The following is a 13,139-nucleotide window of genomic DNA, read 5'->3' on the forward strand; positions in this document are numbered from 1 at the left end:
GGGGCGCGGTGGCGGGCCATCAGGCGGAGGCCGTCTGGAGGGCGGTGTCCGACAGGGCGGCGCGGTAGTCGGGGTCGGCGAGGAGGGCGGTGTGCGGGGCGAGGGCGCGCAGGCGGCCGGCGTCGAGCCAGGCGACGAGGTCGGCGCGGGCGGCGACCCCGGCGCGGTGGGCGACCACCAGCCGGGTGCGGCCGAGGGTGGCGCGGTCGAGGGCCTCGCTGACCTGGTACTCGGTGGCGAGGTCCAGGCCCGAGGTGGCGTCGTCGAGGACGACGACCCGGGCGGGCTGGGCCAGGAGCCGGGCCAGGCCGAGGCGTTGCAGTTCGCCGCCGGAGAGCCGGAGTTCGTCGAGCGGGGTGTCCCAGCCCCGGGGCAGCCGCTGGAGGAAGCCGTCCGCGCGGGCGGCCGCCGCCTCGGCGGGGCCGGCGCCGGCCAGCGCGTCGCGGACGGTGCGGCCGACCAGGGCGGGCCGGGCGAAGGCGTAGCCGACCGCGTGCCGCAGTTCGGACGGGGCCAGCGCGTCCACCGGGACACCGTCGATCAGTACGGCGCCCTCGTCGGGGTCGCGCAGCCGCCCGGGCAGCGCGGCCAGCAGGGACTTGCCGGAGCCGGAGCGCCCCACCAGTGCGACCGTGCGGCCGCCGGGGATCGTCAGGTCGAGCGGGCCGAGCAGCACCCGGTCGCCGTCGCGCACCACCACGCCGCGCAGGACGACCTCCCCGTAGCCGCCGACGGGGAGGGCCGCCCGGCCGGGTTCGGCCGGGCGGACGGCCAGCAGTTCGTCGGCCCGGGTCTGCCCGGCGCGGGCGTGCGCCACCGCGACCAGCGCCTCGACCTGCTCGAAGAGCCCGGCGCCGAGGGCAGCCCAGCCGGCCGCGGCGGCGAGCGCCCCGGGGGCCAGGGCGCTGTCGGCGAGGAGGGTCCCGGCGGTGGCGAGCACCGCGACCTCGACCACCGCGATCAGCAGGGTGGCCTGCCAGGCGGTGCGCCGCTGCGCCGCCCAGAGCGCGTGCCCGGCGGCGGACAGGCCCGGCAGCGGCGCCAACACCCGTGTCGCCTCGCGCTGTTCGGCACCGGCGGCGTGGATGCTGCGCAGTCCGGTGAGGGCGCCGCTGAGCCGGGCGGCAAGGTCGGCCTGGACCTCCTGGTAGCGGGCGAACACCGGCCCGGCCTCGCGCAGGAAGAGCCGGATCAGCACCACGCCGGGGACGACGCCCGCGAAGAAGGCGAGCGCCAGCCACGGCGACAGCAGCCCGAGCCCGACGATCGCGCCCGCCGAGGTGAGCAGCGCCGTGGCCGCGCCGAGGACGGCGGGCAGTCGGCCGCCCGCGTCGCCGGCCGAGCCCAGCAGGCGGGCGGCGAGGTCGCCGGGCGGCGGTCCGTGGCGGAGCCGGCCGCCGGGTCCGAGGGCGAGCAGGTGGCGGACGAGACGCCCGCGCAGGGCGGCGGTGGCCTCGGCGGAGCAGGCCGGGCCGGCCGCGGCGGCGGTGGCATTGGCCGCGGCGGCCACGCCCAGGACGAGGGCGAGCCGTACGAAGGCGCCGGGCCCGGGCCGGTGGCCGAGGGCGGCGTCGACGGCCGCGGCGAGCGCGGCGGGCAGGGCGAGCGTGGTGGCGGCCTCGACCGGCAGGGCGATGCCGAGTGCGAGGGTCCAGCCGGTGGGGCGGCGGGGCAAGTCGGAGCTCCCGTCGGAACGTTGAGTCGAGGGGCGGGTGGTCGGGCACGTGCAGGGAAACGGACGGTGCCGTCCCCGCCTGTCCGGACAGGCGGGGACGGCACCCACGGCTCACCGCCTGGATCAGCTGTTGGTGAAGATCAGGCAGGTGAGGATGAGACAGGTGTACTGGCAGCCGGCGCCGTGGCCGGTCAGCTCGACGGACTCGGTCTCCGGCAGGTCCTGCAGCGCCGCGAGGTCGGTCTCGAAGTCCACCATGTTCTCCATGATCGGGTTCCTCCCCTGGAACTACGCCCGCCGCGATCTGCCTGCGGGCATCGGGTGTCGCCCCCGGGCGGCTCGGTCCGCCGCGCCGGGGTGGTGCCCCGGGCCGCGTCGGGCCCGGGAGTCTGTGTGGTGAGGTGTCGACGTTCTGAGGTGTCGAGGTGTCGAGGTGCCGACGTCCTGAGATGTCGAGGTACCGACGTGTCGACGTCCTGAGGAGTCGAGGAGTCGAGGAGTCGACGTACCGAGGTGCCGGGGCTCCGGTCAGCCCGGTCGGCCGGTCCGCAGGAAGGCGGCCAGCAGCTCGTGCAGCACGGCCGCGCCCTCCTCGGCGAGCACCTCGTGGCCCGATCCGGCCGCCTCGACGTACCGGAAGTCCGCGCCCTCGACCCGGCCGATCCGCAGCAACTCGTGCCGCAGTGAACGGGACTGGCTCACCGGCACGACCTCGTCCCGGTTGCCGTGCACCACCAGCAGCGGGGCGCTCAGCCGGTGCGCCAGCTGGAGGACGTCGCGCGGGCCACGGGCGTCGGTGATCGGCTCGTCGCCGGCCAGCCGGGTGGTCAACGCCCGTACGGGGGCCGCCGCTTCGGCCAGCAGCCGGGCGCCGGACAGGAACGGTGCGACCACCGCGCAGCGGGACACCTGCTCGGCCGGCGCGTGCGCGGCCGCCAGCAGCGCCAGGAACGCGCCGTAGCTGACCCCGAACAGGGCCGGCGGCTCCAGCCCGAGTGCCGCGCGCTGGCCGGCGATGCCGTCCAGCAGGTACAGCACGTCGTCCAGGTCGGGCCCGCCCCAGGCGCCCCGGATGGCCATCGCGTGCGCCACCCCGTAGCCGGTGGAGCCGCGCTGGTTCGGTGCGATCACGGCCAGGCCCTCGGCGGCCATCCGCTGAAGGGCCGGGTCGAACTCCAGCCGCCAGGCGTCCGCCGGGCCCCCGTGCAGCGCCAGCACCAGGTGCGGGCTGCTCAGCCAGGTGTCCCCGCCGTACACCACGGCCTCCAACGGCCCGGCCGGACCGGCGAGTTCGAGGCTCTGCGCGGGCTGCCAGCGGCCGCCGTCCCCGGGTGCGGTGCTGCCGTCCACCCGCCAACCCGGCGGCCGGGTGCGGGGGGTGCGCGGACCGCCGGGCTGCCAGGGCAGCACGGTGTCCCGCCACGGGCCGGGCAGGCCGGAGCCCAGCGGCGCCAGTTGCAGTGGCAGCGGCATCGGCATCGGGCCGGACCCGGGCTTCGCCGGGCCGTGCGCCAGCAGCGCTTCCACGTCCAGGGCGGCCAGCGCCGCCGGGTGGTCGGGCGAGGAGTACGGGAGCCGCAGCGCCGCCCCGCCCCAGTGGCCGACCGCGCCGAGCCGGCCGGGCGGTACCGGCAGCTGGTCCAGCCGGCCGGCGGCGGCCCGCCACAGGGCGAGCGCGGAGCCGGCGCCGTGGTCGACCTGCACCGCCACCTGCGGGCCGTCCGCCGTCCGCCGCAGCGCGACCGGCCGCAGGAACATGCCCGCGACGTGCAGGCACTCCGGGAACCGCAGCGGTTCGCCGCCGCCCAGCACGCCCCAGCCGAGCCGGTCGGTGCCCGGCGCGTCGCTGCGCACCATCGCGAACCGGCTGTCCGGGTCGAACAGCACCAGCCGGTCGTTGCTGCGCTCGCCGATCTCCAGCAGCGGGGTGGTCGTGCCGCTGCGCAGGTCCAGCACCACGGTGCGGACGAGCCCCGCGTTCACCCGGTCCAGCGCCAGCAGCGCCCCGGCGTGGTCCAGCCAGGCGCCGCCGCCGTGCAACCCCGGGATCTCGGCGACCCGTTCGGGCTCGCTGCCGTCCGTCCGCACCAGCCAGGCGGTGGTCGCCGGGCGGGTGTCCGTCCCGAGGGCGAGCGCCACCGGCGTCCGAGGACCGGCCCCGGGGGGCGTCGGGATCGGCAGCAGCCGCAGCCCGGGCATCCGGATCGTGGCCACCTGCTGTTCCACGGCGCCGTTCTCGCCGTACGAGAGGCGGACCAGGTCGTGCCGATCGCCGTCGTGCCGGCAGACCAGCACCGAGCCGTCCGGCAGCGCGACCAGTTGCGAACGCAGGCTCTCCGACCGGTTGCCGGGCAGCGGCAACGCGAGCGGCGTGGCCGGCCCGCCGTCCGACGGCAGCCGCCAACTCTCCACGTACCAGCCGCCGTCGGCGGCCGAGGCGAGGCAGGCGGCGTGACCGCCGTCGGCGGCGAAGGTGAAGCTCAGTCGGCGCAGCGCCTGCGCGACGGTCCGGGTGGCCACGTTCATGCCCCGCTCACCCCGCTTGCCGCACCCTGGGACCGGTGTACGGCGGGCGGCACCGGATCCACCCAGAGCCGGGGGCCGCCGTGCCGCAGCCGCAGCAGGAAGGCCAACGCGCCCGCCGCACCGGTGCCGTAGCCGGCCGCGCAGCCCGTCCCGGTCTCGTCCGGCAGCACCAGCAGGCCGCCCCGCAGCGCCGACCGAGCAGCGATCAGCTGCGCCAACTCCTCGGCGCCGGAACGGAATTCCCGCTCGTCGGCGACATCGGCGACATCGGCGGCCTCGGCAAGGTCGAGCAGGTACTCGCCGTCGCCGGCCAGGCCGTGGCAGGCGCTCACCCCGCCGTGCCAGCGCCCGGCCAGTACGGCGCGCCCGGCGGCCAGCGCCAGCCCGTGCGCGGTGGCGTCGCCGGTGGCCCGCCAGAGCCGCAGCAGGAAGGTGCCCACGCCGGACGAGCCGCTGCACCAGTGCGCCAGCCTGACGCGGTCCGGATCGTCCGCGCTCTGCGGCCACCAGGCGCTCTCGCGCGGCGCGTCCCAGCGGACGGTCGCGGCGAGTGTGCGCCCGGCCTCGACGGCGCCGGCGAGCAGGTCGCGGTCGCCGGTCGCCTCGGCGGCGGCCAGCAGGAAGGCGCCCACACCGGCCACGCCGTGCGCGAAGCCCAGGTGGGTGATCCCGGCGAGCGCCGAGTCGAAGTCCGCCGGCACCGGCCACACCCGCCCGTACGGCTCGTGCCGGGCGGCGGCGAGCAGGGCGTGGCCGCAGCGGGCGGCGCGGTCGAGGAAGTCCGGGTCACCGGCGGCTTCGGCGGTGAAGCCTTCGGCCGCAAAGCGGAGTTGGGTGAACCCGGAGCCGGCCGCGCCGTGGCAGACGTCGGGGTTGGGCCACTCGACGGGGATCCGCCGGGCGAGCGCGGCGGCCCGAACGGCCAGCGCGTCGTCGCCCAACGCCCGGGCGGCGTCCAGCAGCGCCCAGGCCGTCCCCGACCGCCCGAAGTGCAGCCCGGGCAGCACCACCGGCTCGGCGGCCAGGCGCCGCTCGATCCACCCGGCGGCCGTCCGTGCCGTCCGCGCGGCCTCCGCGCGCACCCCGCCCGGCAGGCCCTCCGCCGCCACCGCCCGTGCCAGCACCGCCAGCACCCCGGCGGCGCCGTGCTGCACATTGCACGGATCCGTCCGCTCCCCGGCGGGTACGACCGGCCACAACCGGTCCCGCCGCAGCGGCGTGGCCGTGACGGCCAGCTGCCGCAGGCCGTCGCACAGCACCCGGTCGAGGAGGCCGGCCGACGCGCGGCAGGTGGCGTCCGCAGCGGCGCCGTCGGGTCGGACGGCAGCCCGGGGGCCGCCGGTCGCGGCGGTCGGGTCGGTCGGGTCGGTCGCGGAACGGTCGTCGTGGGCGTCGGCGGAGTGCTCGGCGGGCGCGGCCCGGTGGGCCGCAGCGCGCCACGGCGGAGCGGCGGCGGCCCGCATGGCACCGGCCCTGGCGGGCGCGGCACTGCCGTAGGCGGCTCGCTGCGGGGGTGCGGTGGCGGCGGCGCCGGTCGGGCAGGCGGCATGGGGGCCGCCGGGGTGTCGGGTGTGCACGGCCCGCCGGTTCGGGGCCTGCCACAGAGGGGTGACGGCGGTGGGTGCGCCGGTCGTCGGCACGGGCCGGCCGTCGGCCGGGTCCGGGCGTGTGTCATCGCCGCGCCGGGCGTCAGTAGTGGCTCCGCCCGCGAGTTCCGCCCTGGCCTGGGCGAGGCTCCAGCGCTGCCCCGGCTGTTCGGCCCGGAGGCCGAGGACGGCGGGGGCGAGGCGGCGGGCGGTGGTGCCGGTGCGGGCGGCGAGGGTGAGCCAGCGGCCGAGGCGCTCGGTGACCGGGCGGGCCCGGGGCAGGTCGTCCGGGAGTAGCGGGTCGTGGCCGGTGGCGAGGAGGAAGAGCAGGCCGCCGAGGGCGTACAGGTCGACGGCCGGGTCGGCGACGCAGGTGCCGTCGTGGACGAGGCCGAGCCGGCCGGGCCCCTGTTCGGGGGCGCGGTAGCCGGGGGTGCCGGCGGAGCCGGCGGGGCGGCCGGTTTCGGCGGCGAGTTCGAGGTCGACGAGCCGGAGGCGGCCGTCGGGGCGGACCATCACGTTGCCGGGGGAGAGGTCGCGCAGGACGAGTCCTTGGGCGTGCACCCGTTCGACGAGGTCGAGGAGGGCGTGCGCGACCGGTCCGGCGTCGGCCCAGTCGACGTCGGGGCTGCCGTCGCGCCGCAGCCGGGCGGCGACCCACGCGCCGAGCGGCTGTCCGGCGATTCGTTCCTGCACGAGGAAGACGGAGTCGTCCCGTTCGATCAGTTCGATCGGGCGGGGTGCCAGGCCCTGCCCGTCCAGCCGGGTCAGCAGGGCGGCCTCGTGCCGCAGGGCGTCGCGGGCGTCGGTGCCGGCCCGGTCGATCTCGATGTGTGCGCGGGCCTGCTTGACCACGACCTCGGCGCCGCTCGCGGCCTCCCGGCCGAGGAAGACCCCGCCCTTGGTGCTGTGCCGTACGGCGGCGGTGATCGCGTACCGCTCGGCGAGCAGCACTCCGGCGCCGCGCTTCGGCCCCGGCCGGGCCGCACCGGTCTCCAGCGGGTCGCCGGCCCAGGACGGCGCCCGGTAGGAGGCGCCGCGCACGTCCTCGGCCCGTTCGCCGTCCGGCCCGTGCAGGACGGACCGGTACTCCCCGTCGTGGCCGAGCTCGGCGCGGGCCGCGAAGGCGCCGTACCGGTAGTGGACCAGGCTGCCGGGCCGGTAGGGGCGGTCGGAGAGCACGACGGGCCCGGGCAGTCCGGCGGTGGCCCGGTCGAGTCCGGCGGCCAGCCGCCGGAACTGGGCGTCGTCGGCCGGGTAGACGGTGATGAACTTTCCCGCCGAACCCCGATCGCTGTTACGGGAGTTGAGTTCGCGCAGCCGCTGCTCCCCGGCGGCGAACTTGAACGGGCACGGGTCGTCGGCGAGAGCCCGTACGACGGCCGCGAGCACTGCTTCGCCCGCCGCCGAGGCCGCGCTGACGTGGAGCTTCCAGCCCTGCTCCGGGAGTGGAACCGACGCGGGCGGCCTGGCCGTGCACCAGAAGCCCCCGGCGGTGACCTCCCAGTCGCCGCCGCCTCCCCGGCCGCCGGCCTCCGCCAGCGCCGCCCGCGTCGTCTCCGGCCACGGTCCGGCCGCATCCGGCCCGTGGCCCGCCGATTCCCCGCCCCCGGCCGTACGCAGCGATGTGCCCGCCGCCATTCGCCACCACATCCCTTCGTCTCGTCCGCCGCCCGCGGGTGCCCACCTGCTCCGGCACCCGGGCGTGCGGCCCGGCCTGATCGGTTTCCTCGGAAGGAGCGGGAGTGCCGCCCCTGAACGGGAGTGCCGCCTCGGTGTGGCGTGCCGCCCCGGTGCGGCGCACCGCCCTGGTACGGCGGTGCCGCGCCTGGGGCAGGAGCCCCGGCCGTGCCCGCCCCGGGCCCGGTCTCGCCAGGGCCCGTGTCCGGCGGAGCGCCTTCCCGACCCCCGGTCGGGGCAACTGTCGGGGCAACTCCCGTTCGCAGGACTGAAGTTACTTTCGAGGCGGGAGTGGCTCAACGTAGAGCCGGTCACTTCACTCGTAAGGGTGATCGGGAAGCGGTTTCGAATTCGTGCGAGGGCTCCCGTGTGAGCAGTGGGCGCCGGGCGCGCGGGCGCGTGCGACCGGCGCCGGCCCCTCCCGGGCGCCCCCACCGCAGATTGACGCGCGTCCGTACGCCATCGGCACCCGTGTCCGAACCGCGCCGCCACCGCGCCGCCGCCGCATCCCCGCTGCACCGGCCGCCCCGCTGCCGCCGCCCCGCCGCCCAGGTCGCCGAACGGCCGAGGCCCGACCGCCCCCGCGCGCACGGTAGTCTCGACAGGTGCCGAAACTGTCCGACGTCATCACCGCGCTCGAAGAGGTCTACCCGCCGCAGTGGGCGGAGGCCTGGGACGCCGTCGGCCTGGTCTGCGGAGACCCCCAGGCCGAGGTCGGCCGCGTGCTGTTCGCCGTCGACCCCGTGCAGACGGTCGTCGACGAGGCCGTCGAGTGGGGCGCCGACCTGGTGGTCACCCACCACCCCCTCTATCTGCGCGGCACCACCAGCGTCGCCGCGACCACCTTCAAGGGCCGGGTCGTGCACACGCTGATCAGCAACGGCATCGCCCTGCACGTCGCGCACACCAACGCCGACCACGCCGACCCCGGCGTCTCGGACGCGCTCGCCGAGGCCGTGGGCCTGCGGGTGACCGGCCCGCTGGTGCCGGACCCGACCGACCCGCTGGGCCGCCGCGGCACCGGCCGCATCGGCCTGCTGGAGCCCCCGCTGCCCCTGTCGGCCTTCGCCGCGCAGGTGGCCGAGGGCCTGCCGGCCACCGCCACGGGCGTCCGGGTCTCCGGCGACCCGGACCGGCTGGTGAGCCGGGTCGCGGTGTGCGGCGGCTCGGGCGACAGCTTCCTCGCCGAGGTGCGGGCGGCCGGGGTGGACGCCTACCTCACCGCCGACCTGCGCCACCACCCCGCGTCCGAGGCCGCCGAGGCGGCGCCGGTCGCCCTGGTCGACGCCGCGCACTGGGCCACCGAGTGGCCCTGGCTCGCCCTGGCCGAGCGGGCCCTGCACACCGCCGCCGACCAGCGCGGCTGGGCCGTGGAGACCAAGGTCTCCCACCGGGTCACCGACCCGTGGACCGCGCACGCCCCCATGTCCTTCACCGCCTGACCCGATTCACAGGAGCCTTCCCCTTGAACGCCGCGCCCGCCGACCAGATCCGCCTGCTCGACCTCCAGGCCTTCGACTCGAAGCTCGACCAGCTGGCCCACCGGCGCCGGAGCCTGCCCGAGCACGCCGAGATCGAGAAGGCCTCCGCCGACCACACCGCGCTCAAGGACCTGGTGGTCGCCGCCGAGGCCCAGCAGGGCGACACCACGCGTGAGCTGACCAAGGCCGAGCAGGACGTGGAGCAGGTCCGCGCCCGGTCCGCCCGCAACCAGCAGCGCCTGGACTCCGGCGCGATCACCTCGCCGAGGGACCTGGAGAACCTCCAGCACGAGATCGGCTCGCTGGCCAAGCGCCAGGGCGACCTGGAGGAGATCGTGCTGGAGGTCATGGAGCGGCTGGAGAGCGCCCAGACCCGGGTCACCGAGCTGACCGCGCGCCTGCAGCACTCCACCGTCGTCCTCACCGAGGCCGAGACCCGCCGGGACGCCGCCTTCGCCGAGATCGACACCGAGGCCGACAAGGTCAAGCGGGACCGCGAGACCGTCGCCGCCGTCGTCCCCGCCGACCTGCTGAAGGTCTACACGAAGCTGCGCCAGACGCAGGGCGGCGTCGGCGCGGCCCGCCTCTACCAGCGCCGCTGCGAGGGCTGCCGCACCGAGTTCTCCATCACCGAGTTCAACGCCATCAAGGCCGAGCCGGCCGACAAGGTGGTCCGCTGCGAGAACTGCTCGCGGATCCTGGTCCGCACCGCCGATTCGGGCGCCTGACCCGGTGGCGGCTCGCTTCATCGTCGAGGCGGACGGCGGGTCCCGGGGCAACCCGGGGCCGGCCGGCTACGGCGCGGTGGTCCGGGACGGCGACACCGGGCAGATCATCGCCGAGGCCGCCGAGTTCATCGGCCACGCCACCAACAACGTGGCCGAGTACAAGGGCCTGATCGCCGGCCTCAAGGCCGCCCGGGAGCTCGACCCGGACGCCTCGGTGGACGTCCGGATGGACTCCAAGCTGGTCGTCGAGCAGATGTCCGGGCGCTGGAAGATCAAGCACCCCGACATGCAGCCGCTCGCCGCCGAGGCCCGCACGATCCTCCCGCGCGCCCGGGTGACGTACACCTGGATCCCGCGCGAGCGGAACAAGGACGCCGACCGGCTCGCCAACGAGGCGATGGACGCGGGCAAGGCCGGCCGCCAGTGGGAGCCCAGGCCGCGGGCCGCCGCGGTGGTGGACGAGCCGCCGCTGGAGACCGCCGCCCCCAAGGCCGGCTGGGCCGCCCCCGCCGACCTCGGCACCCCGACCACCTTCGTCCTGCTCCGCCACGGCGAGACCGCGCTGACCCCGCAGAAGCGCTTCTCCGGCAGTGGCGGCAGCGACCCGGAACTGTCCGACAAGGGCCGCTGGCAGGCCGCGCGGGCTGCCGAGGAACTGGCCGCCCGCGGCAGCATCCAGGCCGTGGTGGCCTCGCCGATGCGCCGCACCCGGGAGACCGCCGAGATCGTCGCCGCCCGGCTCGGCCTGGAGGTCCGGTACGAGGACGGGCTGCGCGAGGTCGACTTCGGCGACTGGGAGGGCCTGACCTTCGCCGAGGTGCAGGAGCGCCACCCGGAGGACCTGGCGGCCTGGCTCGGTTCGGCGAAGGCCAAGCCCACCGGCAGCACGGAGAGCTTCACCACGCTCACCCACCGGGCCGGCGTCGCCCGGGACAAGATCATCGCCCGGCACCCCGGCAGGACCGTGCTGGTGGTCTCCCACGTCAGCCCGATCAAGACGCTGGTCCGGCTGGCGCTCGGCGCCCCGCCGGACGCGCTGTACCGGATGGAGCTGTCCGCCGCCTCGTTCTGCGCCGTCCAGTACTACGCGGACGGCAACGCCTCGCTGCGGCTGCTCAACGACACCTCGCACCTGCGCTGAACGCCTGGCTTCGGGGGAGCGGTGCGGGGGACCGCCCCCCCGGAGCGGGCTCAGTGCACCTCGGTGACCACCACGTCCAGCTGCCACGGCTTGCGCGCCGTGCCTTCGGCGGCGAGCTCCACCCGGTGCCCCAGGCCCCGCAGCGCGTCCAGCAGCTCGCCCGGCGTCTTCGGCTCGATCCCCGCGACCAGCAGGTCCCGCACCAGGCGCCCCTTGGTCGCCTTGTTGAAGTGGCTGACGACCGTGCGCTTGCCGTTGCGCTCCTGGAGCACCCGGACGGTCGCCGTCCGGGAGGCCACCTCGCCGGCCGGCTTCCACGCCGCCGCGTACGCCGAACTGCGCAGGTCCAGCACCAGCCCGTCCGCCACCTCCGGCAGCACGGACGCCATCGCGCCCCGCCAGTACGCGCCGAGCGCCCCCGGGCCGGGCAGTTTCACGCCCATCGAGCAGCGGTAGGGCGGGATCCGGTCGGAGATCCGCACGGCGCCCCACAGGCCGGAGAAGACCAGCAGCGACCGCTCGGCCCGGCCGTACGCGGCCGCGTCCAGCGTGGCCAGACCCAGGTTGTCGAACAGCACCCCGGTGTACACCTCGCCCGCCGGACGGGCACCCGCCGCCGGCAGCCCGGCGTTGCGGGCGATCTCGCCGCGCAGCCCGGGGCTGAGCCCCAGCACCTCCGCGGCGGTGTCCTCGTCACCCCGGCAGAGACCGACCAGCGCGTCCAGCACCTCGCCGCGCGCGGCCGTCAGCCCGGGCAGCGACAGCCGGTCGAGCGCCACCGGCACCCCGTCCCCGGATGCGGCCTTGCCCTCCGAAGGCGGCAACAGCACCAGCACAGCGGACTCCTCAACACTCTGTGGCGGATGAACCCCGCCACCCTACGCAAAACCGGCGCGCCCCGGGCGGCCCGCCCGCCCCGTCCGTCCGCCCCGAGACGGTTGCCCCGGCCGCGGCTACTCGGCGCCGCCGGCCCCCGCGACCACGGCCGTCCCGGCCGCCAGCGCCAGGCAGAGCGGCGAGTAGTACCGGGTGTCCAGCCGCTTGAACCGCTCCGAGCGCTCGACGGCCCTCCCGAACAGCACCAGGCCGCCGGCGCCGCGCGCCAGCATCACCCCGGCCACCGCCCGCACCCCGGCCCGCCGCAGCCGCCGCGGCCCCACCGCAGGCAGCACCCCGGCCTCCGCCCCCACCAGGTACGCGGCCGTCCCGAGCAGCCCCGCCACCGCGACGCAGGCCGCCGGGGACGGTGGTCCGTCGCCCGCGCCGACCACGGTGTCCGCGAACTCCTCCGGCGTCCGCAGCGGCCACGGCGTCACCGCCCACACCGCGTGCAGCGCCCCCGTCGCCGCCAACACCCCCGACACCGCTGCCCCGGTCACCTTCACCGCACCCATTGCCCGAACCCCCTTCGTGAACGACCACTCGACCCCAGCCTACGAGTGCTCACACCCGGGCCCCACCCCGCCCGGGGGTTGGAAATCCGGTGGGGCCGCCCGGCGTTCGCCACTACGGTGAGCAGCGAGGAGTGTGAGCGAGATGACCCTGCGACCCCTGGACCTGGTGCCCGGCGACGACGACGCCGTGGAGGAGTCCCTGTCCGTGCGCCTGCCCGCCGGCCTGCCGGCGGAGACCCGGCAGGCCCTGGAGTTCGCGGTGCGGGCCGCCGCCGAGGCCGTGATGGCCGGGCGGGTGCGGGTGACCGAGGCCCCGGCCGGGTCGGACACCGCCGAGCTGGCCTTCGAGGTCCGCCAGTCCGAGGTGCCGGACGCGCTCACCGATCAGTCGCAGGAGCCCGGCCAGCAGAGGGCCGGCCAGCAGGAGCCCGGCCGACAGAGCCGGTCCGAGCGTCGGGCCGCCATGGTCGCCCGGATCCGTGCCGCCAACGCGGAGACGCTGGAGAGGCTCAAGGACCTGTGACCGAGTACCTGGACCTGGAGGACGTCACCTACCTGGCCGGCGGCCCGGAGAACATCCGGGACCTCGGCGGCCTGCTCTCGGCGATCGCCCGCCCGCAGGCGAGCCTGTTCGGCGGGGACGCCTACCCGGACCCGTGGACCAAGGCCGCCGCCCTCGGTCAGAGCCTGTCCCGCAACCACCCGCTGATCGACCGGAACAAGCGCACCGCCTTCGAGGCGATGCTGCTGTTCCTGGACTACAACGGCGAGCCGTACACCGACCCGCACCCGGACGACGCGGTGGCCTTCATGCTCCGGCTGGCCACCGGCGGCTACGACGACGCCGTCGTGCTCGCGGGCAAGGACCTGAAGTCGCTGCTGGGGCGCTGAGCCCACCAGCACCGGCAGTCCAGTGGCACCGGCAGCA

11 protein-coding genes are annotated in these 13,139 nt (G+C 76.8%); 5 read left to right on the forward strand and 6 right to left on the reverse strand.

The window, feature by feature from the left end; genetic code table 11:
- Positions 1 to 19: 19 nt before the first annotated feature.
- The 4 genes from ACFVHI_RS10025 to ACFVHI_RS10040 form a co-directional block, all read right to left on the reverse strand.
- Positions 20 to 1,675, reverse strand: a complete 1,656-nt coding sequence (locus ACFVHI_RS10025; RefSeq protein ID WP_244293341.1) for an ABC transporter ATP-binding protein — start codon at positions 1,673 to 1,675, stop codon at positions 20 to 22.
- Positions 1,676 to 1,798: 123 nt separating this feature from the next.
- Positions 1,799 to 1,942 (reverse strand): VenA family class IV lanthipeptide, encoded by a 144-nt coding sequence (locus ACFVHI_RS10030; protein WP_159398410.1) that lies wholly within the window; start codon positions 1,940 to 1,942, stop codon positions 1,799 to 1,801.
- Positions 1,943 to 2,203: 261 nt separating this feature from the next.
- Entirely contained in the window at positions 2,204 to 4,201 is a 1,998-nt protein-coding gene (locus ACFVHI_RS10035) for an alpha/beta hydrolase family protein (protein WP_380337503.1), read from the reverse strand.
- Complete coding sequence (locus tag ACFVHI_RS10040; protein ID WP_380337506.1) at positions 4,198 to 7,428, reverse strand: lanthionine synthetase LanC family protein; 3,231 nt, start codon at positions 7,426 to 7,428, stop codon at positions 4,198 to 4,200. Before ACFVHI_RS10040 ends, ACFVHI_RS10035 begins: the two co-directional genes overlap by 4 nt.
- 644 nt (positions 7,429 to 8,072) lie before the next feature.
- Here ACFVHI_RS10040 and ACFVHI_RS10045 point away from each other — a divergent pair.
- The 3 genes from ACFVHI_RS10045 to ACFVHI_RS10055 are packed head-to-tail and all read left to right on the forward strand — an operon-like array spanning position 8,073 to position 10,817.
- On the forward strand, positions 8,073 to 8,909 hold the full coding sequence (locus tag ACFVHI_RS10045) for a Nif3-like dinuclear metal center hexameric protein (protein ID WP_380337509.1): 837 nt from the start codon (positions 8,073 to 8,075) through the stop codon (positions 8,907 to 8,909).
- Positions 8,910 to 8,932: 23 nt separating this feature from the next.
- On the forward strand, positions 8,933 to 9,676 hold the full coding sequence (locus ACFVHI_RS10050; RefSeq protein WP_063347374.1) for a zinc ribbon domain-containing protein: 744 nt from the start codon (positions 8,933 to 8,935) through the stop codon (positions 9,674 to 9,676).
- Between the two features lie 4 nt (positions 9,677 to 9,680).
- Positions 9,681 to 10,817 carry a bifunctional RNase H/acid phosphatase gene (locus ACFVHI_RS10055; RefSeq protein WP_063347373.1) on the forward strand — a complete coding sequence of 379 codons (1,137 nt, stop codon included), beginning with the start codon at positions 9,681 to 9,683 and terminating at the stop codon, positions 10,815 to 10,817.
- Between the two features lie 50 nt (positions 10,818 to 10,867).
- On the opposite strand, the gene yaaA is transcribed toward ACFVHI_RS10055, so the two are convergent.
- Positions 10,868 to 11,653: a peroxide stress protein YaaA gene (gene yaaA, locus ACFVHI_RS10060; protein WP_363628563.1), complete on the reverse strand. Its 786-nt coding sequence runs from the start codon at positions 11,651 to 11,653 to the stop codon at positions 10,868 to 10,870.
- Between the two features lie 117 nt (positions 11,654 to 11,770).
- Positions 11,771 to 12,211 carry a DUF3995 domain-containing protein gene (locus tag ACFVHI_RS10065; protein ID WP_079135552.1) on the reverse strand — a complete coding sequence of 147 codons (441 nt, stop codon included), beginning with the start codon at positions 12,209 to 12,211 and terminating at the stop codon, positions 11,771 to 11,773.
- Positions 12,212 to 12,353: 142 nt separating this feature from the next.
- Between ACFVHI_RS10065 and ACFVHI_RS10070 the strand changes: the two genes are divergently transcribed.
- Together ACFVHI_RS10070 and ACFVHI_RS10075 are read left to right on the forward strand one after the other, a co-directional pair.
- Positions 12,354 to 12,734, forward strand: a complete 381-nt coding sequence (locus tag ACFVHI_RS10070; RefSeq protein ID WP_380337514.1) for a hypothetical protein — start codon at positions 12,354 to 12,356, stop codon at positions 12,732 to 12,734.
- Positions 12,731 to 13,102, forward strand: a complete 372-nt coding sequence (locus tag ACFVHI_RS10075) for a type II toxin-antitoxin system death-on-curing family toxin (RefSeq protein WP_063347370.1) — start codon at positions 12,731 to 12,733, stop codon at positions 13,100 to 13,102. The genes ACFVHI_RS10070 and ACFVHI_RS10075 overlap by 4 nt, the downstream gene beginning before the upstream one ends.
- Positions 13,103 to 13,139: the final 37 nt, after the last annotated feature.

The sequence above is a fragment of the Kitasatospora sp. NPDC127121 genome (assembly GCF_042677305.1).
In the GTDB taxonomy this organism is placed as follows: domain Bacteria; phylum Actinomycetota; class Actinomycetes; order Streptomycetales; family Streptomycetaceae; genus Kitasatospora.

Excerpts from the sequence above, each read along its gene's own strand:
- ACFVHI_RS10030 (WP_159398410.1), bottom strand. The coding sequence starts at position 1,942 with ATGGAGAACATGGTGGACTTCGAGACCGACCTCGCGGCGCTGCAGGAC.
- ACFVHI_RS10070 (WP_380337514.1), top strand. The coding sequence starts at position 12,354 with ATGACCCTGCGACCCCTGGACCTGGTGCCCGGCGACGACGACGCCGTG.
- ACFVHI_RS10035 (WP_380337503.1), bottom strand. The coding sequence starts at position 4,201 with ATGAACGTGGCCACCCGGACCGTCGCGCAGGCGCTGCGCCGACTGAGC.
- ACFVHI_RS10065 (WP_079135552.1), bottom strand. The coding sequence starts at position 12,211 with ATGGGTGCGGTGAAGGTGACCGGGGCAGCGGTGTCGGGGGTGTTGGCG.
- ACFVHI_RS10040 (WP_380337506.1), bottom strand. The coding sequence starts at position 7,428 with ATGGCGGCGGGCACATCGCTGCGTACGGCCGGGGGCGGGGAATCGGCG.